This is a genomic window from Thalassospira sp. MCCC 1A01148 (genome assembly GCF_001613795.1).
Lineage (GTDB): Bacteria > Pseudomonadota > Alphaproteobacteria > Rhodospirillales > Thalassospiraceae > Thalassospira.
The window spans coordinates 461,858-484,519 of record NZ_LPVZ01000012.1 but is presented as its reverse complement, the minus strand read 5'-3'; the positions used below and the strand labels follow the sequence as shown (position 1 = coordinate 484,519).

The 22,662-nt window shown below is 53.0% G+C and carries 21 protein-coding genes and 1 tRNA gene; 16 read left to right on the top strand and 6 right to left on the bottom strand.

What is annotated here, in order from left to right; genetic code table 11:
• Positions 1-23: 23 nt before the first annotated feature.
• Positions 24-650, bottom strand: a complete 627-nt coding sequence (locus AUQ43_RS05160) for a LysE/ArgO family amino acid transporter (RefSeq protein ID WP_062955161.1) — start codon at positions 648-650, stop codon at positions 24-26.
• Between the two features lie 116 nt (positions 651-766).
• Here AUQ43_RS05160 and AUQ43_RS05155 point away from each other — a divergent pair, with 116 nt between their 5' ends.
• The 7 genes from AUQ43_RS05155 (at position 767) to AUQ43_RS05125 (ending at position 9,748) form a co-directional block, all read left to right on the top strand.
• Positions 767-1,666: a LysR family transcriptional regulator ArgP gene (locus AUQ43_RS05155; RefSeq protein ID WP_062955160.1), complete on the top strand. Its 900-nt coding sequence runs from the start codon at positions 767-769 to the stop codon at positions 1,664-1,666.
• Between the two features lie 149 nt (positions 1,667-1,815).
• Positions 1,816-3,141, top strand: a complete 1,326-nt coding sequence (locus AUQ43_RS05150) for a paraquat-inducible protein A (RefSeq protein WP_062955159.1) — start codon at positions 1,816-1,818, stop codon at positions 3,139-3,141.
• Entirely contained in the window at positions 3,138-4,817 is a 1,680-nt protein-coding gene (locus tag AUQ43_RS05145) for an intermembrane transport protein PqiB (protein WP_062955158.1), read from the top strand. The genes AUQ43_RS05150 and AUQ43_RS05145 overlap by 4 nt, the downstream gene beginning before the upstream one ends.
• A complete protein-coding gene (locus AUQ43_RS05140; protein ID WP_084271989.1) occupies positions 4,817-5,407 on the top strand; it encodes a membrane integrity-associated transporter subunit PqiC in 591 nt (196 codons plus the stop codon). Before AUQ43_RS05145 ends, AUQ43_RS05140 begins: the two co-directional genes overlap by 1 nt.
• A 256-nt stretch (positions 5,408-5,663) precedes the next feature.
• Positions 5,664-7,352 (top strand): hypothetical protein, encoded by a 1,689-nt coding sequence (locus AUQ43_RS05135; RefSeq protein ID WP_062955156.1) that lies wholly within the window; start codon positions 5,664-5,666, stop codon positions 7,350-7,352.
• Between the two features lie 135 nt (positions 7,353-7,487).
• Entirely contained in the window at positions 7,488-8,519 is a 1,032-nt protein-coding gene (locus AUQ43_RS05130) for a GlxA family transcriptional regulator (protein WP_062955155.1), read from the top strand.
• 50 nt (positions 8,520-8,569) lie between these two features.
• Entirely contained in the window at positions 8,570-9,748 is a 1,179-nt protein-coding gene (locus tag AUQ43_RS05125) for an MFS transporter (RefSeq protein ID WP_062955154.1), read from the top strand.
• A gap of 155 nt (positions 9,749-9,903) precedes the next feature.
• Here the strand turns inward: AUQ43_RS05125 and AUQ43_RS05120 are convergent, their stop codons facing one another.
• A complete protein-coding gene (locus tag AUQ43_RS05120; protein WP_062955140.1) occupies positions 9,904-10,125 on the bottom strand; it encodes a hypothetical protein in 222 nt (73 codons plus the stop codon).
• Between the two features lie 282 nt (positions 10,126-10,407).
• Here AUQ43_RS05120 and AUQ43_RS05115 point away from each other — a divergent pair.
• Both AUQ43_RS05115 and AUQ43_RS05110 read left to right on the top strand, forming a co-directional pair.
• Positions 10,408-10,500, top strand: a tRNA-Ser gene (locus tag AUQ43_RS05115).
• Positions 10,501-11,152: 652 nt separating this feature from the next.
• On the top strand, positions 11,153-12,013 hold the full coding sequence (locus AUQ43_RS05110; RefSeq protein WP_084271988.1) for a cupin-like domain-containing protein: 861 nt from the start codon (positions 11,153-11,155) through the stop codon (positions 12,011-12,013).
• A gap of 7 nt (positions 12,014-12,020) precedes the next feature.
• On the opposite strand, the gene AUQ43_RS05105 is transcribed toward AUQ43_RS05110, so the two are convergent.
• Both AUQ43_RS05105 and AUQ43_RS05100 read right to left on the bottom strand, forming a co-directional pair.
• Positions 12,021-12,842, bottom strand: coding sequence for a 1-acyl-sn-glycerol-3-phosphate acyltransferase (locus AUQ43_RS05105; protein ID WP_062955099.1), 822 nt, complete (start codon positions 12,840-12,842; stop codon positions 12,021-12,023).
• A 102-nt stretch (positions 12,843-12,944) separates the two neighbouring features.
• Positions 12,945-13,724: a GNAT family N-acetyltransferase gene (locus AUQ43_RS05100; protein WP_062955096.1), complete on the bottom strand. Its 780-nt coding sequence runs from the start codon at positions 13,722-13,724 to the stop codon at positions 12,945-12,947.
• Between the two features lie 340 nt (positions 13,725-14,064).
• On the opposite strand from AUQ43_RS05100, the gene AUQ43_RS05095 reads away from it, so the two are divergent.
• A complete protein-coding gene (locus AUQ43_RS05095; protein WP_232310589.1) occupies positions 14,065-14,568 on the top strand; it encodes a hypothetical protein in 504 nt (167 codons plus the stop codon).
• Between the two features lie 78 nt (positions 14,569-14,646).
• Here AUQ43_RS05095 and AUQ43_RS05090 read toward each other — a convergent pair whose 3' ends face one another.
• Both AUQ43_RS05090 and AUQ43_RS05085 read right to left on the bottom strand, forming a co-directional pair.
• Positions 14,647-14,889 carry an Lrp/AsnC ligand binding domain-containing protein gene (locus AUQ43_RS05090; RefSeq protein ID WP_062955092.1) on the bottom strand — a complete coding sequence of 81 codons (243 nt, stop codon included), beginning with the start codon at positions 14,887-14,889 and terminating at the stop codon, positions 14,647-14,649.
• A gap of 97 nt (positions 14,890-14,986) precedes the next feature.
• Entirely contained in the window at positions 14,987-15,934 is a 948-nt protein-coding gene (locus tag AUQ43_RS05085) for a carbohydrate kinase family protein (RefSeq protein ID WP_062955090.1), read from the bottom strand.
• A 657-nt stretch (positions 15,935-16,591) separates the two neighbouring features.
• Between AUQ43_RS05085 and AUQ43_RS05080 the strand changes: the two genes are divergently transcribed.
• The 6 genes from AUQ43_RS05080 to AUQ43_RS05055 all read left to right on the top strand — a co-directional run bounded on the left by AUQ43_RS05080 (position 16,592) and on the right by AUQ43_RS05055 (position 22,626).
• Positions 16,592-17,587, top strand: a complete 996-nt coding sequence (locus AUQ43_RS05080) for a BMP family protein (RefSeq protein WP_062955086.1) — start codon at positions 16,592-16,594, stop codon at positions 17,585-17,587.
• A gap of 51 nt (positions 17,588-17,638) precedes the next feature.
• Complete coding sequence (locus tag AUQ43_RS05075) at positions 17,639-19,213, top strand: ABC transporter ATP-binding protein (protein ID WP_062955273.1); 1,575 nt, start codon at positions 17,639-17,641, stop codon at positions 19,211-19,213.
• The gene (locus AUQ43_RS05070) at positions 19,210-20,328 is read left to right on the top strand and encodes an ABC transporter permease (protein ID WP_062955078.1); all 1,119 of its coding nucleotides are present in this window, start codon (positions 19,210-19,212) and stop codon (positions 20,326-20,328) included. Before AUQ43_RS05075 ends, AUQ43_RS05070 begins: the two co-directional genes overlap by 4 nt.
• Positions 20,328-21,299 (top strand): ABC transporter permease, encoded by a 972-nt coding sequence (locus AUQ43_RS05065; protein WP_062955076.1) that lies wholly within the window; start codon positions 20,328-20,330, stop codon positions 21,297-21,299. Before AUQ43_RS05070 ends, AUQ43_RS05065 begins: the two co-directional genes overlap by 1 nt.
• Before the next feature lie 110 nt (positions 21,300-21,409).
• Positions 21,410-21,823, top strand: a complete 414-nt coding sequence (locus AUQ43_RS05060; RefSeq protein ID WP_062955074.1) for a cytidine deaminase — start codon at positions 21,410-21,412, stop codon at positions 21,821-21,823.
• On the top strand, positions 21,820-22,626 hold the full coding sequence (locus tag AUQ43_RS05055; protein WP_084271987.1) for a purine-nucleoside phosphorylase: 807 nt from the start codon (positions 21,820-21,822) through the stop codon (positions 22,624-22,626). Before AUQ43_RS05060 ends, AUQ43_RS05055 begins: the two co-directional genes overlap by 4 nt.
• Positions 22,627-22,662: the final 36 nt, after the last annotated feature.

The window sequence follows — 22,662 nt, the reverse complement described above, 5'->3', positions numbered from 1 at the left end:
GGAGCCCGCCCGGCAACCTGTTTCTAGCGCGTAAGGAGAATGCGGATTTCCGGGGCAAGAAGGCTATATGCCACAAGCCACATGACGCCGCAGGTCAGTCCATCGATGATCTTCCAGGTGATTGGTCGGGCGACATAAGGTGCAAGCCATGCTGCCCCCAGTGCGATGGCAAAGAACCAGACAAAACTGGCACTCATTGCACCCAATGCAAAGCCAATCCTTGCATCCGGCGGATATTGCCCGCCAATACCACCCAGCATAACGACCGTATCAAGATAAACATGTGGGTTCAAAAGTGTCACAGCCAAGGTGGTGCTCAGAACCGCTTGCCACCCGGTTTTTGATATCGCCTTTTCCGACAGTGTTTCAGTTTCAAACAAGCGCCGAAACGCCCCAAATCCATACCAGATCACGAAAGCCCCGCCGCCCCATGCCGCCACCGTCGTGAGCAACGGGTAAGCCGCAATCAGAGTTCCAAGTCCCGCAACACCGGCAGCGATCAGGACGGCATCACATAATGCACAAACGAAGGCGACCATCACCGGGTGGTTGCGCCGAAGTCCCTGACCAAGAACAAAGGCATTCTGCGCACCAATCGCTATGATCAGTCCGCCGCCAAGGCCAAATCCGGTGACATACGTTAACAGCATTCTTTGATGTTCCTGTGTGGTTGCACGCCGTGTGGTTGCACGCCGTTGATACCAGCTTTCGAAAATAAGAAAATGGAATTATACTTATATAGTATTAGGAAAATTGACGATTAATCATGCTGGATTACAAACTTGTTCAGGCCTGTGCCGAGGTCATTCATTTTGGCAGTTTTGAAAAGGCTGCACGCGCCTTGGGATTGACTCAGTCGGCGATATCCCAGCGGGTGAAACTGCTTGAAGAACGCTTTGGGCAACCTCTTATCGTGCGTTCCAAGCCGATTGCGCCAACGGTTGCCGGGCAACGGTTGCTTGCGCATTATCAAAGTGTTCGGTTGCTTGAGCAGGATCTTGGCGATGAGCTTCCAGACTTGCAGGCAGACAGTGGGTATGGGCAGGTGACCCTTGCGGTCAATGCCGATAGCCTGGCAACCTGGTTTGTCGATGTTCCGAAGGTTCTTTTTGAGAAGCTTGGCTTGTTGGTGCATCTGGTGGTTGATGATGAATCGCTTAACCATCAGTCGTTACAGGACGGCAATGTTTTGGGGGCGGTGAGCCTGCGTGACACACCCATTCAAGGGTGCCGTGTGCGGGCCTTGGGGCGCATGCGCTACGTCATGGTGGTTTCGCCGACATTTAACGACCGCTATTTCAAGAATGGTGTCACGGCGGCTGCGTTGAAGGCGTGTCCGGCCGTGAACTTCTCCGAACATGACGAACTGCAAAACCAGTTCCTTCACCAGTATTTCGGACTCAATCCCGGAGAATTTCCCGCCCACACGGTGCCAAGTTCCCAAGGGTTTGTGACACTTGCCGAACAGGGTGTTGCCTATGCCGTGGTAGAGCAGCATCAGGCCGAGGAAGGATTGCGCACCGGAAAGCTGATCCGCCCGTGCCCGTTCGAAATTGATCGTCCCCTTTATTGGCACCACAAAACCATCAACAGCCGGTTGCTTAACCAGGTCAATGAAATCGTTCTGTCAGAGGCGCGTCGTCATCTGCCTGAAATACGAACCTAAACCGCACCACACATTCCTGAACAAGTTTTGCCTGACTGGCCGACGGCATTCATTCCCAGATCGTGGCGTGATTTGACTTGTGGGCAAAAGTGTCGCTTACTTTGATTTGCGAACCAGTGCGGATAACGGATTGTAAAAACAGGAAAACAATGCCAGATCGACTGATCGCCTGTGAGCATTGCGACTATCTCCATGTCGAGAAGGATATCCCGACAGGAAGTGTCGCATATTGCGTTCGGTGTGGGTCGCCGCTTTATAGCTCGGCATTGGCGCGCTTTGATAAACCGCTGGCCCTTGCGGTTACCGCCTTCTTGCTATTCGTCATCGCCAATAGCTATCCGATTTTGACATTTGCGATGGAAGGTCGGGTTGAAACAAACACCCTTGGCAGTGGTGTCCTGACGTTCTGGCGTGAAGGATTTCCGTTTCTGGCGATAATGGTTGCGGTTACGTCCATGCTGGCGCCGCTGTTGCTGATTGTCGCGCATATCTATGTTTTGCTGCCAATTTTTCTGAACCAAGCTTGGCCTGGCATGCAGAAGGTCTGGCGTATTCTTGCGTTGATCCGGCCATGGTCGATGCTTGATGTTTTCCTGATCGGCTTGCTTGTGGCGCTGACCAAATTGACTGACTACGCCGAAGTCATTGCTGGTCCGGCATTTTTTGCCATCTGTGTTCTGATTCCGACAGTGCTTTTGATGAATGTGACGCTGGATCCGCGCTATGTCTGGCGCCGATTGGCGCCGAAAAGTCTGTCTTATCCGGTGTCAGCCGATATGTGTCGGGAAGCCAGCGCTGATCGTGGCCAGAAAACGCTGTTGACCTGTCATACATGTGCGATGGTCGTGGTTAGTGATGGCAAAGAACATCTTCGTTGCCCGCGCTGTGGCGACATGGTCCACCACCGCAAACCACGAAGTCTTTCGCGGGCCTGGGCTCTTCTGGTGGCTGCGATGATCTTGTATGTTCCAGCCAATGTCTTTCCGATCATGACGGTGACCTATCTTGGCCGAACCGGGGCGGATACAATTCTGTCGGGGGTGAGCGCCTTGGTCCGGGCCGGTGAGTGGCCGATTGCCATCGTCGTCTTTACCGCAAGTATTCTGGTGCCCATCATCAAGATTGTTCTGTTGGGCTGGATCTATTTCGCGACGGCAATGGGGTTGTCGGGTCCCCTAAAGCAGCGCACACTGATTTATCGCGTCACAGAGTTGGTCGGTCGCTGGTCGATGGTGGATGTCTTTATGGTGTCTATCCTGGCAGCACTGGTCAAACTTGGTAACATCGCATCGGTCCAGCCCGGTTTTGGGGCCGTCGCATTTTGTGGGGTCGTTATTCTGACCATGCTTTCAGCGATGGCATTTGATCCACGTCTGATCTGGGATCGCGCCGGAATGAAAAAAGCCAAAACAAAGCAGGACAGTTCGGGGAATGATGACCAAAGCCATATCGATAAACAGGGGGTTCCGTCATGAGTGACGTGAAGAGTGCCGGATCGGATCAAACGCCCGAAACGCCCGACATCGGGAAAGGCTGGGGCCGCTTTTCTTTAATCTGGCTGGTGCCCTTGGTGGCCTTGATTATCGGTGGCTGGCTGTTATGGCGTGATATCGTATCGAAGGGCCCGGAAATTACCATTACCTTTGAATCCGCCGAGGGCCTTTCAGCTGGCAAAACCGCCATCCGTTATCGCGATGTCGATGTCGGTCAGGTGACGGCGATTAATCTCGCGGATGATTTGGAACATGTTGTCCTGACCGTACGCATCAATGCGGATTTCAAGGACTATCTTACTGACAAGACACGGTTCTGGGTGGTGCGACCCCGGGTGAGTGCGCGGGGCATTACCGGTCTCGAAACCATTGTGTCGGGGGCCTATGTCGAAGTCGTCCCGGACAAAACCGGCAACAAGGCCCGGAGCTTTGTTGGCGAGGAAGAGCCACAATTTGTTCCGAACGAGGAAGACGGTACCCGATTTGTTCTGAGGGCCGAAGAACTCGGTTCTTTGGGGGAGGGAACGCCGGTCCTGCTGCGCGGGGTTGAGGTTGGTGAGGTTCTGGATGCAGAGCTTGATGCCAACGCCGATGGGGTGTCGATACCGGTCTTTGTGCACAAGCCATTCGACGCGCTTGTAAAGCGCGAAACAAGGTTTTGGGATTCAAGCGGGATTGCGCTTGATCTGAATGCCGAAGGGTTTTCGGTGCGGGCGCAGTCAGTTCGCTCTGTGTTGGCGGGCGGCATCAATTTCTACACGCCTCCCGGCCATGAAAATGCGGAAATGGCGGCGGCTGATACAGTATTTCGCCTGCATGAAAGCCTTGAAAAGGCTGAGTTGCTGGCCGAAGGATACAGCCAGCGATACAAGCTTTATTTCGACTCTTCGGTCCGAGGGCTACCGCGCGGTGCGCCGGTGGAGTTCAATGGCATTCGTGTCGGTACCGTCGAGAATGTCGATCTGGAATATGTTGTAGATCAAAGATCTTTCCGGATTCCTGTTGAAGTAACACTTGAACCCGAGCGCGTCAGTATCGTCGGGGGACGTTTGGGGGATGTCGACCCGCAGGAAACCATTGAAACACTTGTCGACAATGGTATGCGCGCGCGCCTGAAGACTGGAAGCTTCATCACCGGGCAATTGTTTGTTGATCTTTCGATGCAGCCGGTTTCACCCGCCCGCTACCTTGGTGATCAGCAGGGGGAATTGCCCGAGCTGCCAACACTACCGCAGAAGCTTGACGAAATCGCGAATTCGCTTACCAGCCTTCTTGAGAAAGTGGAAACCTTCCCGCTTGAAGAAATCGGCATTCGTTTGCTCGGCACGGTCGAGGGCATGGAAAACATTGTGACGTCGCCTGCGCTCAATAACGGGATGGTCAGCCTGCAACAAGCAGCAGCAGGGATCAGTACCCTTGTAACCAATCTGGATGCCAGTGTGTTGCCGGCTACCCAGACAGCTTTGGATGCCGCGCGTGAGGCCCTTGGCGGTGTTCGGGATGTTACAGCACCAACATCACCTGTGCGCTACAATCTTGAACAGGCCCTGAAAGAGCTTGGGGCGACTGCACGTTCGCTGCGTGAGCTTACCGATTTCCTGGAACAGAACCCGAGCGCCCTGATCCTTGGCAGAAGCGGGCCGGAGGAGGACGAATAATGCGACACTCAATTAAAATGATGATCAGCAGATGCGTGATGTTGCTGGTCGCACCAGTTCTGGTGGCGTGCGCTTCGCCTTCAGTTCCGGATCAATATTATCTGCTGTCGCCGATGGTACAGCCGGTCTCCGCGTCAGGGAGTTCATCTGTAATCGGTGTCGGGCCGGTGACCATTCCGAGTTATCTGGACCGGTCCACCATCGTTACCCGGAGTACGGCCAACCGGCCCGAAGTCAATTCCGGATATCGTTGGGCAGAGCCGCTTGGCGAGAACATCAACCGTGTCGTCATGGACAATCTAGACCGGAGTGGTGTTGCGTCCCGGCTTGAGGTTTTTCCCTGGACGTCGCGGGATCAAGTCGATTGGCAGATCGTTGTTGATATCGACCAGTTTGAGCGCCAGGCGGACGGGAATGTCATTCTGACGGCACGCTGGAAACTTGTTCATTTCCAGAGCGGCGAGATCGTCGCAGCGGCAAAATACAACAAGGTAAGTACGCCCAATGATTCGACGATAGAGGGCACTGTGATCGCGATGAGTAGTTTGCTTGCAGATTTGACCAGGGAAATTGCGACGCGGATTCCGTGATCATGACCGGAAGGAGATCGATCACAAACATGCGCAGTTGAATTGTGGTTGCAATGCAGTCGCAAAAACGAAGAAAATTGAGAAAAAACTAAAGAAATAACCGAAAGTATATGGAGTCATCGCATCCAACTATTGTTTTAATACCCCGATTGGCTTTATAAAGAAGAATAAATATAAAAAAGTGGGACACGCGCCTGACTAGTTGAACGGCAGAGTAATGCCGCCCAAACAGGAAGTTAGGGAGCCAGAGCGCGTTATGTCGGATACGACATTTGAAGTTATGGTCCAGCGTGGGGATCGCTGGATAATCCATTCGACATTTGATGTCGAAAAGGAAGCGGTTGCAGAAGCTGAAAAGCTTGTGAAAACCAAGATCTCTGCTGTGCGCGTTATTCGTAACTGGGAACGCGGCGACGGTCGTCATATCGAAAAGGTACTTCTCGAAAAAGAAGGTGCTGGCGAGGATCAGGATGATGACGTTCGCGTTTCACCCATTGAGGAAGCGCCGCTATGCGAAACCGATAACGACCTTTTGCAGAAGGAAAGCCGCGCGACCATCAACCGGTTGCTGCGCAAGTATTTCGAACAGGAAATCCTGACACCTTGCGAGGTAATGTACAATTACCAGAACCTGCGCAAGCTGATGTTCCATGACACCTTGATGCCGACTGCGGTTGACAAGGTCGCCGGGTTGCACGCCAAGGCGACCGAAGGTGACCATATCGAGGCGATGAACAACCTTCATGGCGCGATCGAGCAGCTTTCTGCGCGCGCCCGCGAAGTTGAAAAAGTCGACCTCCCGGCATTCGAAGACGCCACCATCTCAGAAGTTCGTGACGAAATCCGTCGGCTCAATCTGGCCGAAGATACCGACTTCCTGACCATGGTTGCGTTGACGCGCGTGCTGTCATCAACCCGAAACTGGGTTGGCAAACTTGATCTGGCGCTCAAGGTCAAGGGCGACGAAAAAGATGAAGCCGCGCGCAAGATGATCGACGACGTGATTGCCGATATTCTCGGCTCTCCTGTCGCATTAAAAGAGCTGCTTGGCAGCTCGCGCAGCTTCGGCGAAGCCGTCACCCTTCACATCGATTTGGCGCTTGGTCGGGCAAAGGGTAATCGCGGCGCTGCCGACGATATCCTTGAACTCCTCAACCCGCTATTTGGTTCGGGCCTTCTGGCGAACAGTCAGGAAGCGATGTTTGATTACATCGTGCGGGAACTGAAAAGTGCAAACAGCCTGCAACGTCACGAAAGCGACCCTGATCCGCTTGAGGGTATTCTTGATCGACTGATTACCGAGCAGGGGGTCATTTATGGCACCCCAATGGTCGAGGCAATTGCCGAACGCGGCGCGCGTTTGCGCAATGTCGGTGGCCCACGGGCCTTGATTGACGGCGTTGCAGAGATTAACGGACGCCTTATTCCGAACTTCCGAAAATTGACCTGGCTTATCGCCGTTGCCAATAGCGGAATCGTCGAAGACTATGCCGACGAGCTTTATGACATGATGCGCGATTCTGTGAAGGATATGCGCGCCCTTCGGGCATTCTGTTCCCCCGAATCCAAACCGCGTGACAAGATGGCGACCGTTACGCACATGAACGACCTGCTTGCGGCTTCAAGTGTCCCGGATGACATCAAGACAGAGATTGCAACCAAGCTTGATGATGGTCTTGCCGATTACCTTGTGCGTGAAAAGGTAATTGAACGGATCGATAATCCTTCGCTCCATCTGCGCAAACGCGCCTATATGCTGGTCCAGTTCTGTTCCAGCGGTGTCCTGATTGAAGGCAAGTCTGCGGCTATGGCCCGAAAAAGGGTTGTGGGGTACCTCAAACAGCCCAACTTCACCGACAAGCTGGTCGATGACATCAAGGATATGACAACCAAGGAAGGCACGATCCGTGACTTCTATGCGCTGTTGCAACGAAGCGGGTTCTGAACCAAACACCTGCTTCTTTGACGACAAATGATTTGAACACCCCGCGAGAGCCATTTGGCGAAATTCGTGGGGTGTTTGTCATTGTTGCCAATTTCCAAATCCGGCATCCTGTATCTGTGAGAAGGAGATACCGCGATGTCTAACCCAACCAACACCGTCAGAACTATCGCCTGCTTTGCCTTTGACGATGTCATGAGCCTGGACGTCATTGGACCCTTGCAGGTCTTTGGGTCGGCCAATGACGAGCTGGTTGGTCTGGGGCGACCTCAGGGATACGAAAACGTTGTTGTTGCTGAAACAAGCGGCCCCATTCGGACATCCTGCGGTGTGCGAATACATTCTGATATCGGGTGGCGTGATCTTGACCTGAGCAAGATTGATACCTTGTTCGTGCCTGGTGGTGCCGGTGTTTGGTCTTTGCGCGACAATGCGGCCATTATCGAATGGGTGCGCATTGCCAGTATGTCCGTGCCGCGACTGGGCTCTATTTGTTCAGGCGCAATTGTTTTGGCAGAGGCTGGTGTGCTTGATGGCAAAATGGCAACCACCCACTGGTCGCGATGTGACCAGATGGCGCGTGAATACCCGGCCATTCAGATGATGGGAGATCGGCTGCACAGCTATGACCCGGCTGGACTGGATGGCGATCCGCATGTCTTTACATCCGCCGGTGTAACAGCAGGCATTGATCTGGCGCTGGCAATTGTTGAGGCCGATTTTGGCAGGAGCCTTGCCTTGGCTGTGGCGCGTCGGCTTGTGATGTTCCTCAAACGGCCGGGCGGGCAGGCGCAGTTCAGTGCCTATCTGATCCCGGAAGCTGGCACGACGGCCCGACTGGCCGGCCTGCTTGAATGGTTGCCGGGCAATATTGCCAATGATTTGTCGCTTGAAACGATGGCTGAACGTGCCGGAATGACCCCACGGACTTTTTCACGTGTTTTTACCCGTGATCTGGGAATGAGCCCGGCCCGCTATGTCGAACGCGTACGCGTCGAAGCTGCCCGCGCATTGCTCCAGGACGAAGCCATTACGATTGGGCAGGTCGCAAAGCTTTGTGGTTTTAGGCATCCGGAAACGTTACGTCGGGCATTTCAGCGCCATCTTTCTGTCAGTCCGCAGGAATACGCGGAACGCTTTGCCCGCAAGTCATTAGCGGCTGCCATCTGACCGTGGCCTGACGGTCTTCATAACAGTCTATCTTTTGGGGAGTTGGGAACATGTTGTTGCTAGCCAATGGTTCACTGCGTCTGCTTTTTATCGCTCAGGCGCTTTATTGGTCCTGTTCGTTGATCGGGATCACGTTGACATCGATTATCGGTGTCTCGCTTGCACCGGTGCCTGCGCTGGCGACCTTGCCGCTTGGTGTTCTCATGATCGGTAATCTGGTTTCCGTGCATCCGCTTGCCATGTTGATGCAACGGCATGGGCGGCGCGTCGGGCTTTCTGTTGGGGCTCTGTTTGGTGTTTTTGGTGGCCTGCTGGTTGCCTACGGGATTTATATTGGGGCGTTCTGGATCGTCGCGCTCGCACCAGCACTGATTGGCACCTATCAGGCATCCGCCATGTATTACCGCTACGCTGCACTGGAAACCGTCGATCCCGGGCAAAAGGGGCGTGCAGCGGCACTCGTGGTTGGCGGGGGTGTGCTGGCGGCACTGGTGGCCCCGGAAGTCGCCGCTGGCAGTCGCGATATGCTGCCGGTTCCATTTTCTGGGGCCTATGTGGCACTGGCCGGTTTGGCGGCGATTGGCGCGATCCTTATGACGATGTTGCCCGATGGTGGCATTCCCGAACGCACCGGGTCGAGCCGGGCGGTGATGGCGCAACTGCTGCGTCGACCTGTGATCCGCGGGGCGGTTGCCATCAGTGCCGCCGGGCAGGGCATTATGGTTCTGGTCATGACGGCGACACCGCTTGCGATGAAATATTGCGGCTATGACGTGGATGTTTCGGCCAGTGTTATCCGCTGGCACCTGATCGGCATGTTTTTGCCTGCCTTTGTTGCCGGGCCAATGATTGACCGGATTGGTCCGCGCCGGGTGGCATCCGTTGGTGCCCTGGTTCTGGTGGCAAGCGTCGCGGTTGCGGTATCGGGGATTTCAGTTTCCGCCTTTCTGGTCAGTTCATTCCTGCTCGGGTTTGGCTGGAACATGATGCTGCTGGCCGGAACAACATTGTTGGGCGAGGGGCATGACGCCTCTGAACGGGGGCATGCGCAAAGTCTTATGGAGCTTGGCAACAGCGTCACGGCAACATTGGCGTCGATTGCGAGTGGTGTATTGATCGCTGGCGCAGGGTGGGTTCCGGTGAATTACGGGGTTCTTCCGGTGCTGATCGTTGCGTTGCTTTTGATGTGGCGGGGATATGTCGCAAGGCAAGCGACTTCGCAGGCCTGAAAGCAAAAGAAACCGCCGGTCGGAGTGACCGGCGGTGAAGTTGCAGGGCGAACGGGGAGTGTCGCCCCGGCGCGACTGAAATCGTCACGTTGCTTTCCTGCGGATACGGGGCTCCGGGAAGGCAAGGGGGTGTTTTGGTAATAAAAAACCGGCCATCAGGCCGGTTGGGATACCAGTGTTGCCGCGTTACCAGCGACAAAATCCTTGATCTTCTGCAAAACGAAATCGCGCGAACTGTTTTCACGGGTGCGGAACAGAACTTCGCGGTCCTGAATGACAAGCCCCATGTAAACCGGATCGTTGTGACCTTCCTTTGTCATTTTCAGGGCACGAAGGGTGTGACCGAAATCGTCGGTGCTTTGATAGATCGTACGCATCTTTCTCCAACCAGCATTTACGTCACATGACGGTGAAAAACCAATCGACCATGGCTTTATGACATCTGTTTTTTTCCAGTTGATTACAGCTGTGTGATGGTTTGAAGACTCTTTTTGCCATCAACCGTGAAACGTGATGAGCAAAGCAGGCAAAAAGCTGCTGGTTTTATTTGGCAGGACTGTTAAAAAGAAAACGTCCTTAACGCCGGTTTCGGGCATTGACACGGGCCATGGCGATGTTTAAGAAAGGCGTCGTTCCGCACGGAACACCAAGGACATAGAGGGCAAGTGGCCGAGTGGCTGAAGGCGCTCCCCTGCTAAGGGAGTATAGGGTGACAAGCCCTATCGAGGGTTCGAATCCCTCCTTGCCCGCCAGTGAAAAAGCACCCCAAGACGGGGTGCTTTTTTCGTTTGGGTCTCAGCGCAGGAATGCCTCTGCAGATATGCAGGCTGAAGCGGTACTGGACGCGCTTCGTTGCTGACTTTCCGACGCCGGAGGAGTTTTCAATGCCGCCGTTACAAAAAGCGAAAGGCGACAAGTCCTGCAGGTCATACCGATATTTCAGATGGGCCTTACTGTTTAAGGATCAGTGATATCATCACAAATAAAGACAACTGATCTGAATTGGGATTGCGTTAAGGGGGCCGCGACGGAAATGCGGGGTGTCCTTGATTGATGTTTATCGTCATGTGAAGCCATGCAGTATTGCTTCGGATGTGGTCTGTTTCTTGTTTGATTAAGACCATAATTATTACAGGCGTTTAATGCGATTTATGGCAGGTTTTGGCCGCTTGATTTCGTGAACGGCATATGCTCTATCTGAGATTTGGTCAGTTGCATCAGGCAGAGCATATTTCAATTGAAACCCGGCTGTTTTGCCCGTTCCTTGGCAAGCCCATGTGGCCCGGGTGCAGAAACTGCTTTGTTTCATCGATCGTGTGATCGAAAGAATGCACCTGAACGAAGAATAAATGGTGTTCTTACGCCAAAGAAGCAGGCACCAAAAAACAAGAGAACGGGTCCCGAATGACCAACCAGTTGCCATACTTGAGCATTGATCGTCACGACGTACTCAGCCGGGAAGATTTCATTCAAAACTACCTGAAGCCCCGGCGTCCCGTCATTATGCGCAGTTTCGCACAGAACTGGCCTGCGTTGGAGAAGTGGACCTACGAGTATCTGAAACAGGGGTGTGGTCAGGTTGAAGTGCCGCTTTACAGTGAGGCCTTTGCGAACTCCGATAACGACTATCTGGACTCAACCCAGAGCATGCCGTTTGGCGAGTATCTGGACCTGATTCAGGCGGGGCCGACGCCGCTTCGCATGTTTTTGTTCAATGTATTTAAATACATGCCGCAACTGCGCGACGATTTCTCTTATCCCGACCTTGGTGTTCCTTTCCTGAAAAACCATCCGTTTCTGTTTGTGGGCGGTCAGGATGCCTATGTCGATATTCACTATGATCTTGATCATAGCCACGTTTTCCTGACCCAGATGACTGGCACCAAGCGTGTGATTCTGTATGGCAGCGAAGACAGCAAAAAGCTTTACCGGCATCCGCTGACTGTTTCATGCAATGTGGACTTCCGCGACCCGGATCTTGAACGTTATCCGAAGCTCAGAGAGATTCAGGGATACGAGTGCATTCTTAAACCTGGCGATACTATCTTCATTCCAAGCCGTTGGTGGCATTTCATTGAATATAGCACAGCCGGCATCAGCCTGACCTTGCGCGCGATGCCTGAAACCTGGCCCGCGCGTCTGGCCGGGCTTGCAAGCATCATCAAGCTTAAGGTGATTGATCAGTACCTTGGCAAGATGGTTGGCGAAAAGAAGTGGTATCAGATCAAGGAAAACTGGGCGCATGCTCGCGCGCGAAAGGCGTAAGGCAGGCTTAAGAGTTTTTCAGGATGGTTGCATAGCCTTGTTGGACACCCGCATGGGCCCATTGGGTCAGTTCCTTGCGGTTGGCAAAGTCGGAAACAGGGCGGCTTGGGCTAAAGTGAACTTTGACCATACAGCCCTTGGTTGCCAGAAAACGCCAGAAGTGAAATGCAAGCGTGGTATCATCAAACCACGGGTACAGGACATGTTCTGGTTCTGGTGATGTGCTGTCGGAGGTTTCTTTCAGGCAGATCACTGTAACCGGTTGAACATGGCACACCTCAGCGATCTTTTGATCAAAGACAAATTCCATCAGTGACGATTTGAATGGCAGTACGACACTGCCATCGGTGCTAGTGCCTTCCGCAAACAGGACCAGTCGGCGGTCCGGCAGGATTTTCTGACGCAGAACCTTGATCTGTTCGTGTGATTTGATCGCACGGCGTTCGACGAAAATGGTCTGACAACAGCGCGCCAGAAACCCGATGCCCGGCCAGCTACGAACTTCGGATTTGGCGATAAAGTTCACGGTAAACAGTGAATTGATCACCGGGATATCAAGATAAGACGTATGGTTCCCAAGCATAAGAAGCGGCAAGGTATCGCTTGGGAAACCGATCTGTTCGACTTTAATGCCGGTAATCTTGCGCGCACCAATATGCCAGAAGCGAACGATTTTCGCACTGGCTCTTGCTTTCAGTCCCTCCAAGATCAGGAAGGGGATTAGCATCACAATCAACCAGACCATCAGAATGGTGAATTTGATCCCTGCTTTGATGTGTTGTGCAGGTGTGATGGGTGCTGTCGTCTCTGTCTTAACCGTCTGATCCAAAACGCTTAGAAATCCTTGGTGAATGTCAGCGTGACATTGTCGTTATCTTTCCAAAGGCCAAATAGGCGGATGTCAGTAATGCCATCAACGTCGTTGTGGGACTCAGATGAACAGCGGATCAAAACTTAGGCGATCCGCCTGTTTTCTGTAAAACCGGTGATATTGGTCTGGCACTTTGGATACATCGACCGTGATCAGGATATCAAGTGTCTTGAAATCAGGATCAAGCGCGACACCGTTTCCGACGACGCCACCCAATGACAAGTAAGCCTTGATCAATGGTGGCAATAAGGCAGTGGCCTTGTCAGGGTCTATTTCACCCTTTGGCATACGGTCCATCGATTGATAATCGAGTGCGCGTGCCACATGGGCAGCCGGATCCGTGTGATAGTGGTGCAAGTAGGCCAGCTCATATGCAATTTCGTCGATGTCAGTTGAATGAAAACTGGCGCAGCCAAAAAGATATCGAATATCGTTGTCAAAGATCAGCTTGGTGATGCCGCGCCACAAGAACTGAATGGCTTTGCTATCCCGATAATCCCTGTGAACGCAGGACCGACCGACTTCCATACAGTTGTCTTGTACGGCATCGAGCAGGGGAATAGAGAACTCTTCCTGTGCGATATAGGGCAAATCCGCCGGTTTTTGTGAAGACAACAATAGGCGTGTTGTTGCGATGACTTTTTTGTCCTGCTCATTGTCTACGACAAGCAGGTGCTCGCAAAAGTCATCGAACTTGTCGCTATCGAGGCCGGCCGAATGTTGGTCGGTAAGGGCTTTTGCCTTGAACTCATCAAAGAAAACCTCAAAACGCAGAGCCTGCGCCGCTGCGAGATCCTTTTTTGATCTAGCAAGGTGAACCGAAAATCTACCAGAAGCCATGAAGCATTAGATTTCTTTGTTGTAATAATACTGATTGTCGATGCGCACTCGCGAAGTTAATGTGATGTATATCACACAATAAACACATCCTGAAAACACTATAATGGTTTGAAACAGAACAAATGTGCCCGAGGCGCATATTCATCATCGTGTGAAATATTAAGCCCCTGCTCGAAAGGATAAGTAATAGTGCGCTTCCGTCAAAATCCCAGCTTGGAGCGACCGTTCCTGAAATATTTTGCGCCGGAATGACAGAAATGTTGTTTCTCAGACGTTATCGTAGATGGGGGTGTCGTAATTTTGCTGACATGCGCCTACATCAATCACAGCATGTATCACGATGAAAGAGGCCAGAATGCCATTCACTAGACGGTTTAAATCAATTGCAACGGGTCTCTTGTTTGTGGGAGGCAGCATTACATTTGCACTGCCAGGGATGACTCATCCTGCAGATCATACTCACACACATGCTTCGATCGAACTTGCGCAAGCCGGCGGTATTTTCAGCGACGAAGAAAGACGTATCATTCGTGACGTTCTGGATGTTGCAGATATCGTAACAGAAGATGATACCGAAAAGTCCGGCGGGCAAAACGGCAAGAAGGATAAGGGCGGCAAGGGCAAAGGAAACAAGGGTTTGCCGCCAGGAATAGCCATGAAACTTGAGCGTGGGGGTACGTTGCCACCTGGTATCGCCAAGCGTGACTTGCCAGGCAATGTGGTTGCAAAACTGCCGAAACGCAGTGATGGCGCGATCCGCCAAATTGTAGGCAATGATGTGGTCCTGATTGAAAGGGGTACGGATATTATCCTTGATGTTATCCGTGATGTTGCTGGCAACTAAGCAAGCATTCGCCGTTTCAAACAGAAAAGCGGTGCCAGATTGGCACCGCTTTTTTTTATGACAGACCGGGATTGCGCCTTAAGTGAAGGCGTTGAAAGTGATGATTGTCTGTGTGTCTTTAATAAAGGGCAATTTGTGGATTTGTTCGTTCACATAGCGCCCGATATCCTGTTCGTCTTCGACATATACCTTGACCAACAGTTCAAACGGACCAGAGATGGAATAAACTTCCGACACGCCTTCAATTTCTTCGACGAGTTCAGCTGCGACGTCGTAGGCTTTGCCAAGTTCACATTTCACAAAGATGAAAAATGGATGCATCGGAATGGCTCCGGTTTGATGTTGAATTCAGGACAAGCTACCTGCCTTGAAGGATGCTTGCAATCATCAAGCACCGCAGACGTACAGATCGCAGGGGTCAGAGCGGGGTGCTTTCGGCATGTTCGGCGCGTGTGGCAAGAGCTTCCTGTGACACATCCCAAACGGTCGTACCTTCGGTCTCTGCCGTCAGGCTCGCCATTGCCAGTCCCGACGCCATCGCCGTGTCGAAATTTGTTTTCGGTTTGGCGTAGGCGGAAAGGAAACCGGAATAGAATGCATCTCCGGCACCGTTTACATCTTTGACCTTGGTTGGCAGCGGGGGCCAGAACGCTATTTTTGAACCAGACGAAGATACAACACCTTGGGCGCCAAGTGTGATGATGACGTCCGGGATGCCTGTGCTGCGCAGCAGTTCAACGGCACGTTTGGCCTGATCAAGGCTAGTGATATCGATCCCGGTAAGAACACGTGTCTCTGCACGGTTGGCGATCAGCAAATCAACTTTATCGAGCACGTTTTTGAAACGACCAGCCTTACTGGGAGAAACGGTGGCAGCGCAAAACTTCGCCGTCCCTTTGTTTTCGGCAAGCCATTGGATGCTTTCACTCGGCAGGTTGGCATCAATCAACCACCATGGACGCGCCAGAAGGTTTGCCAAATGCGGTTGCAGTCGATCAATGCTTAACATGTCGTAGACTTCAGCATTCATCATACCCAGTGCGAGTTCACCGGTTTCGTCCAAGAGTGCGGTGTAACCTGCTGTTGCCACGTCCTTGATCTTCATGACATGTCGGGTATCAATTCCGATATCGGATAGGGATTCAATGACCTGATCGCCATCACCGTCATCTCCAACTGCGCCGAGCATTGCCACATTGTTTCCAAGAAGCCGCAGATGGACGGCAATATTGCGGCTGACGCCGCCCGGTTTGCGATGAAGGGTTCGAACCGGGTTTGAGGCGGCTGGGACAAATGTTTCAGTACATTGCAATGTGCGGTCAAAATGCGCTGCACCAAAGCAAAGGATATTGGCATTAGGGGTCATGGAGAACGTTTGCTCGTTTTAATGGGACGTCACAAGCCAGAAGGTCATTTGCAACAAGCGATGTTGATAATCCTCAAGCGCGTTCGAACGCAAGAAAAACAAAGAAAGAGCTGACAAATTACTGCCTTGGGTTTGTTGAATTAGAGGCGTCGGTGAAAGGTGTTCAAACGCAACCCGGTTTCATGCATGCAAGGCAACGCTGAGAGGCTAAAACACATGGTCAGACCGTGTTTGAAGAATCGGGCAGGGATGAATTTTGATCTACAATTGGTTGTTTCGTTGCAAACCGGCCACCAAAACCAGCATTCGGGTGGGAAAATAGTCGTCGGGCAACGGTTGCGGTAAAACTCACTGAAAGGCTCCTGAAAACTAAGGGAAACCCCGCAGATAGGCGGTGTTTGCATTAGGCTATCGGTTGTGGATTTCGACCAAATGGACAGGTTTTGTCGAAGTCTTGCGTCCTCAGCTATTTACAGCACACCACATTTTGTAGTTACCATTAGCGTCCGCAGCATGACCGCCTGTGTTACTTTGGTTGAGGGACCAAAACCTGCGTTTCGTCATGTTGTGAATAATGTGTTTTCGATGAGGGAGTTCCACCAATCAACGGAATTGGTGGAAGACATAATCAGAATTCAAACAAAGAAGGGCATCGGAATGAAAAAGCTTCTGACCTCGGTGGTCGCGGCTGTCGCTTGCTATGCAGGTGTTGCTTCGGCTGCAGAAATCAAACCGGCTGTCGTTTACGACCTTGGTGGCCGTTTTGACCGCTCGTTCAACCAGGCGGCATACACGGGTGCGGAGAAATACAAGGAAGATACCGGTACCGAGTACCGCGACTTCGAAATCCAGAACGATTCTCAGCGTGAACAGGCTATGCGCAACTTTGCGCGCCGTGGCATGAATCCGATTGTTGCGATTGGTTTTTCTCAGGCATCCGCACTTGAAAAAGTGGCGAAAGAATTTCCGGATACCAAATTCACCATCGTGGACATGGTTGTAGACCTTCCGAACGTTCAGTCCGTTGTCTTCAAGGAACACGAAGGTTCCTTCCTTGTTGGTGTTCTTGCCGCAATGGCGTCTGATACCGGTAAGGTTGGGTTCGTCGGCGGTATGGACATTCCGCTGATCCGCAAATTTGCCTGTGGTTATGCGCAGGGCGTAAAACATGCCAATTCGGATGCAGAAGTCTTCCAGAACATGACCGGCACAACCGGTGCTGCTTGGAACGATCCGGTAAAAGGCGGTGAACTTGCCAAGTCGCAGTTCGACCGTGGTGCAGACGTTGTTTACCATGCCGCTGGTGGTACCGGTGTTGGCGTGCTTCAGGCTGCAGCCGATGCTGGCAAGCTTGGCATTGGTGTTGACTCAAACCAGAACGGCCTGCATCCGGGTTCGGTTCTGACGTCTATGCTGAAACGCGTCGACGTTGCTGTTTATGAAGCGTTCGATGCTGCTGCCACCGATACCTGGGAGCCGGGCCTGACCATTCTGGGTCTTGCTGAAGGTGGTGTTGATTGGGCACTTGACGAACATAACGAAAGCCTGATCACCGACGATATGAAAGCAGCCGTTGCTGAGGCCAAGGAAGCAATCATTTCCGGCAGCCTTGAAGTACACGATTACATGAGCGATAGCGCCTGCCCGATGTAAGGCAAGCGTCAATCAAATCGGGGATTTGTCGTGTCGGATACGATGCATCAAATGCACGGTGCCGGGGTAACCGGTGCCGTGCAACCCGCTATTGAACTGCGCGGTATAGACAAGCGGTTCGGTGCGGTACATGCCAATAAAGAAATTGATCTTAAGATCGATAAAGGAACGATCCACGGGATCGTGGGGGAAAATGGGGCTGGAAAGTCGACCCTGATGAGTATCCTGTACGGCTTTTATCAAGCCGACGGCGGTACCATTCATGTTGATGGCAAGCTTTGTGATATCAAGGGATCAGAAGACGCGATTGCCGTCGGCATCGGTATGGTTCACCAGCATTTCATGTTGGTCGAAACATTTTCGGTTCTCGAGAACGTCATTCTTGGCGTCGAAGGCGGTGCTGTTCTGCGCGATGGCGTTGATAAGGCCCGCGAAGAACTCAGACGTCTTGAAAGTGAATATTCGCTTGATATTGATCCCGATGCGACTGTGGGCGACCTTTCGGTTGGTCTGCAGCAACGTGTGGAAATCCTCAAGGCCCTCTATCGTGGGGCAGAAATTCTTATTTTGGATGAGCCGACTGGGGTTTTGACCCCGCAAGAGGCGGACCATCTTTTCAGAATTCTGGACACGCTTAAGGAACAGGGCAAGACGGTTGTTCTGATTACCCATAAATTGCGCGAGATCATGGCAGCAACAGACAACGTGTCTGTGATGCGCCAGGGTGCAATGGTGGCGCATCGCAAGACAGCCGAAACCAGCCCGGAAGAACTTTCAGAATTAATGGTCGGCCGCAGGGTATTGCTGCGCCTTGAAAAAGGTGAAGCCAATCCGGCGGCGACTGTCCTTAATGTCGATAACCTGTGTGTCGACAATGCCCAAGGTGTGCGCAAGGTCAAACATGCGACCTTTAATGTCCGGGCAGGCGAAATCGTCGGCATTGCAGGTGTGTCCGGCAATGGCCAGAGTGAACTTTTAGAAGCACTTGGCGGTATTCGTTCTGCAAGCGAAGGGACAGTGGAACTCAACGGACAGGACGTCACACCGGGCAAAGGTGTTGACGCTGCCGAACTGCGCCGTCGCGGTGTTGCCCATGTGCCCGAAGACCGTCATCGCATGGCAATGGTCACGGCGTTTTCGGCCAAAGAGGCAGCTATTCTCGGCTACGAAGATGACCCAGCCTATCAAAAGGGTGTGCTTCTTGACTGGAATGCTATTTCGGACGCCACGGCCAATATGATGTCGGAATTTGACGTGCGACCGGATAATCCGGATTTGAAAGCCGCCAATTTCTCGGGCGGTAACCAGCAAAAGCTGGTTCTGGCGCGTGAAATCATGCGTGACCCGGAATTGCTTCTGGTGGGCCAGCCGACCCGCGGGGTCGATATTGGTGCCATTGAATTCATTCACAAACGTATTGTGGCCATGCGGGACGCAGGCAAAGCCGTCCTTCTGGTGTCTGTGGAGCTTGACGAAATCATGTCGCTTGCCGACCGCATTCTGGTGATGTGTGACGGGGCCATCATTGGCGAAGTCGCTGCATCGGAGGCAAATGAACGCGTGCTCGGCCTTATGATGGCCGGGGTTGATCCAAACGAAGCCAAGGCAGCGGAGGGGCAGGCATGAGCAAGACTGTCGAACTTCCGCGCTGGATTGATGTCGGAGCGTTGCCGCTGCTGAACCTTTTGCTGGCACTGGTCGTTTCGGGTCTGGTGGTTCTGGCGATTGGTGAAAACCCGGTAGAAGTTGTCGAGATCCTGCTTTACGGCGCATTCGGATATGAAGAGGCATGGGGCTATACGCTTTATTATACCACCAACTTCATCTTCACAGGTTTGGCCTTTGCAATCGCATTCCACTGCGGACTGTTTAACATCGGGGCCGAGGGGCAGGCCTATGTCGGTGGCCTTGGTGTAACACTGGCGGCCCTGTACCTCGACTTCCTGCCATTCCCGATCATGCTGGTCGTTGCGATGTTGGCTGCGATGATTTTCGGGGCTGCATGGGCCTATATCCCGGCTTATCTGCAGGCACGTCGCGGATCGCATGTTGTGATCACGACGATTATGTTCAACTTTATCGCGTCGTCGCTAATGGTTTACCTGCTGGTGAACGTGCTTCGCCCGGAAGGCTCCATGACGCCGGAAAGTGAACAGATCGCCGAACATCTGCGTTTGCCATTCATTCATGACATTGCCGCTGCGCTTGGCATCAAGATGGCATCAAGCCCGCTCAACCTGTCATTTGTTTATGCCATCGTCATCAGTGTGATGGTCTGGCTGTTCATTTGGCATACCCGCTGGGGCTATGCGATCCGCACTGTGGGCGCTAATGCCGTCGCCGCGACCTATGCCGGCATTGAGCCCGGACGCTTTATCATCATTGCAATGATGATCTCGGGCGCGCTGTCATCGTTTATGGCGCTCAACGAAGTTATGGGCGTTCAGCATCGCCTGCTGATTGATTTCACTGCTGGCTATGGCTTTGTCGGTATCGCGGTCGCGTTGATGGGACGCAACCATCCATTTGGCATCTTCCTTGCGGCTTTGCTATTCGGGATGCTCTATCAGGGCGGGGCGGAGCTTTCCTTTGAAATCCCGACCATCTCCAATGACATGGTCGTGGTTATTCAGGGTCTCGTCATCCTGTTTACCGGCGCGATGGAGCATATGTTCCGGCCGCGTGTGACAAAGATATATACAGCGTGGCGTCTGCGTCAGGATGCCGGGGAGGCCGCATAATGGATACATTTCAGCTGATTATCCTGTTGCTGGATGCAACGCTGCGCACCTCGACGCCGCTTATTCTTGCAGCCCTTGCCGGGATGTTCTCGGAGCGGTCCGGGACCATCAATCTTGCCCTTGAAGGCATGATGCTTGGTGGTGCGTTCTCCGCGGCTGCTGTTGCATTTTATGTTGGCAGCCCGTGGGTGGGGCTGCTGGCTGCGATTGCCACCACGATCGGGCTTTCATTGCTGCATGGTTTTGCCTGCATTACGCACAAGGGCAATCAGGTGGTTTCAGGCATGGCGATCAACATCTTGATGTCCGGCCTGACGGCACTTGTCGGAATTGCACTGTTTGCACAGGGCGGAAAGACACCGGCACTTGATAAGGCATCGCGTTTCCAGCCCATAACGTTCCCGGGGGCCGAAGCATTCGCCGACGCGCCGGTTTTGGGGCCCATCTATTCGGAATTGCTCAGTGGTCACAATATTCTGGTCTATGTCGCCTTCGTTGCTGTTCCGGCGGCATGGTGGGTGATGTATCGCACCCGGTTTGGCTTGCGTCTGCGTGCGGTTGGTGAAAACCCGGGCGCTGTGGATACTGCCGGTATTGGTGTTGTAGCCATGCGCTATCGCGCGGTGATTTGCAGCGGTGTACTTGTCGGCATGTCGGGCGCGTACCTTTCTACTGCGCAGGGGGCTTCGTTCCTGCAGGACATGACGGCAGGCAAGGGCTATATCGCATTGGCGGCCATGGTGTTTGGTAAATGGCGTCCATTCCCGGCACTGGCTGCATGCCTGTTGTTTGGGTTCCTTGATGCGGCGGCAACCCGTTTGCAGGGCGTCGTGCTGCCGGGGATTGGCGAAGTACCTGTCCAGTTGGTACAGGCGCTACCATATATCCTTACGGTCATTCTTCTGGCCGGGTTTATTGGCCGGGCCATTCCGCCAAAGGCGCTTGGTCGCGCTTATGTCAAGGAACGCTAAGCTTTTCGTGGTTCGGGTCTGGACCTAAGATACAGGCAGTCCCGAACCACATTTTACGGTATCTAGCGCTTTGGTCAGGCGCGATAGGTAATCAAAACAGGATCAAAAAAATGGTTGTTCAGAAACAGGCGCCGCGCGATCTGATTGACGCGGCACTAGCGGCCCGTGACAAGGCGTATGCACCGTATTCCAAGTTCTTTGTCGGTGCCGCCCTGCGTACGGCAGATGGTAAGGTCATTTCAGGGTGCAACGTTGAAAATGCGGCCTATCCCGAAGGTGTCTGTGCAGAGGCCGGAGCGATTTCGGCGATGGTGCTTTCCGGGGAAACCCGGTTTGACGAGATTGTTGTTGTCGGGCTTGGTGATATCGCCTGTACCCCGTGTGGTGGATGTCGCCAAAAAATCCGCGAGTTTACCGGTTCGGACGCAAAGATTTTTATCATCAATGATTCCGGCGAGACACTTCTGACCCTGAGCCGCGAAGAACTTATTCCCCATTCGTTTGGTCCGGAGAACCTCAAATGAGCAATGTAAAATCAGCGCTCGACATCATTGCCAGCAAGGCACCGGGATTCAGGGCGGACGTTGCATTGGTGCTTGGCAGCGGCCTTGGCGGGGTCGTTGACGCCGTAAGCGATGCGATCAGCATTTCTTATGAAGAATTGCCCGGGTTCCCCCGTCCAACTGTCGCCGGACATGGGGGCACACTTGTGCTTGGACGTATTGGCGGTGTTTCCGTCGCCGTGATGCAGGGGCGGGCCCATTATTACGAACATGGCCGTTCCGATTTGATGGCTGAGCCGCTTGAAATTCTGCGTGAATTGGGGGCAGAGCGCTTGCTTCTGACCAATGCGGCGGGCTCGCTAATTCCAGACGTCGTTCCGGGAAGCCTGATGCTGATTACCGATCATATCAGCCTGTTTGGCCCGAATCCGTTGATTGGCTATCACGGTGATGATCGCTTTGTCGGTATGGATGTACCCTATGACCCGGAAATCGGTTCCGGCCTGCATGACGTGGCTGCAAAACTCGGCATTAAACTGTTCGAGGGAACCTATTGCTGGTGCACCGGGCCAAGCTTTGAAACACCAGCCGAAATTCGCGCGCTCAAGGTGTTGGGTGCAGATGCGGTTGGTATGTCGACCGTGCCGGAAAACATTCTTGCCCGCCGACTTGGGTTCAAGGTGGCGGCGGTGTCAAACATCACCAACCTGGCCGCAGGCATGAGTGCCACACCGCTTAGCCATGAACAGACACTGGAAATGGCTAAAGAGGGTTCAGCCAATCTTATCAAGATATTGCTGCAGTATTTTTCAAGTGACTCATGAAGTTTTGTGACTTCTAAGTTGCTGATTTGATTTAAC

Excerpts from the sequence above, each read along its gene's own strand:
- AUQ43_RS05145 (WP_062955158.1), top strand. The coding sequence starts at position 3,138 with ATGAGTGACGTGAAGAGTGCCGGATCGGATCAAACGCCCGAAACGCCC.
- AUQ43_RS05100 (WP_062955096.1), bottom strand. The coding sequence starts at position 13,724 with ATGGCTTCTGGTAGATTTTCGGTTCACCTTGCTAGATCAAAAAAGGAT.
- AUQ43_RS05150 (WP_062955159.1), top strand. The coding sequence starts at position 1,816 with ATGCCAGATCGACTGATCGCCTGTGAGCATTGCGACTATCTCCATGTC.
- AUQ43_RS05130 (WP_062955155.1), top strand. The coding sequence starts at position 7,488 with ATGTCTAACCCAACCAACACCGTCAGAACTATCGCCTGCTTTGCCTTT.
- AUQ43_RS05160 (WP_062955161.1), bottom strand. The coding sequence starts at position 650 with ATGCTGTTAACGTATGTCACCGGATTTGGCCTTGGCGGCGGACTGATC.
- AUQ43_RS05080 (WP_062955086.1), top strand. The coding sequence starts at position 16,592 with ATGAAAAAGCTTCTGACCTCGGTGGTCGCGGCTGTCGCTTGCTATGCA.
- AUQ43_RS05085 (WP_062955090.1), bottom strand. The coding sequence starts at position 15,934 with ATGACCCCTAATGCCAATATCCTTTGCTTTGGTGCAGCGCATTTTGAC.
- AUQ43_RS05075 (WP_062955273.1), top strand. The coding sequence starts at position 17,639 with ATGCACGGTGCCGGGGTAACCGGTGCCGTGCAACCCGCTATTGAACTG.
- AUQ43_RS05070 (WP_062955078.1), top strand. The coding sequence starts at position 19,210 with ATGAGCAAGACTGTCGAACTTCCGCGCTGGATTGATGTCGGAGCGTTG.
- AUQ43_RS05095 (WP_232310589.1), top strand. The coding sequence starts at position 14,065 with ATGAAAGAGGCCAGAATGCCATTCACTAGACGGTTTAAATCAATTGCA.
- AUQ43_RS05140 (WP_084271989.1), top strand. The coding sequence starts at position 4,817 with ATGCGACACTCAATTAAAATGATGATCAGCAGATGCGTGATGTTGCTG.
- AUQ43_RS05135 (WP_062955156.1), top strand. The coding sequence starts at position 5,664 with ATGTCGGATACGACATTTGAAGTTATGGTCCAGCGTGGGGATCGCTGG.
- AUQ43_RS05120 (WP_062955140.1), bottom strand. The coding sequence starts at position 10,125 with ATGCGTACGATCTATCAAAGCACCGACGATTTCGGTCACACCCTTCGT.
- AUQ43_RS05090 (WP_062955092.1), bottom strand. The coding sequence starts at position 14,889 with ATGCATCCATTTTTCATCTTTGTGAAATGTGAACTTGGCAAAGCCTAC.
- AUQ43_RS05155 (WP_062955160.1), top strand. The coding sequence starts at position 767 with ATGCTGGATTACAAACTTGTTCAGGCCTGTGCCGAGGTCATTCATTTT.
- AUQ43_RS05060 (WP_062955074.1), top strand. The coding sequence starts at position 21,410 with ATGGTTGTTCAGAAACAGGCGCCGCGCGATCTGATTGACGCGGCACTA.
- AUQ43_RS05055 (WP_084271987.1), top strand. The coding sequence starts at position 21,820 with ATGAGCAATGTAAAATCAGCGCTCGACATCATTGCCAGCAAGGCACCG.
- AUQ43_RS05125 (WP_062955154.1), top strand. The coding sequence starts at position 8,570 with ATGTTGTTGCTAGCCAATGGTTCACTGCGTCTGCTTTTTATCGCTCAG.
- AUQ43_RS05110 (WP_084271988.1), top strand. The coding sequence starts at position 11,153 with ATGACCAACCAGTTGCCATACTTGAGCATTGATCGTCACGACGTACTC.
- AUQ43_RS05065 (WP_062955076.1), top strand. The coding sequence starts at position 20,328 with ATGGATACATTTCAGCTGATTATCCTGTTGCTGGATGCAACGCTGCGC.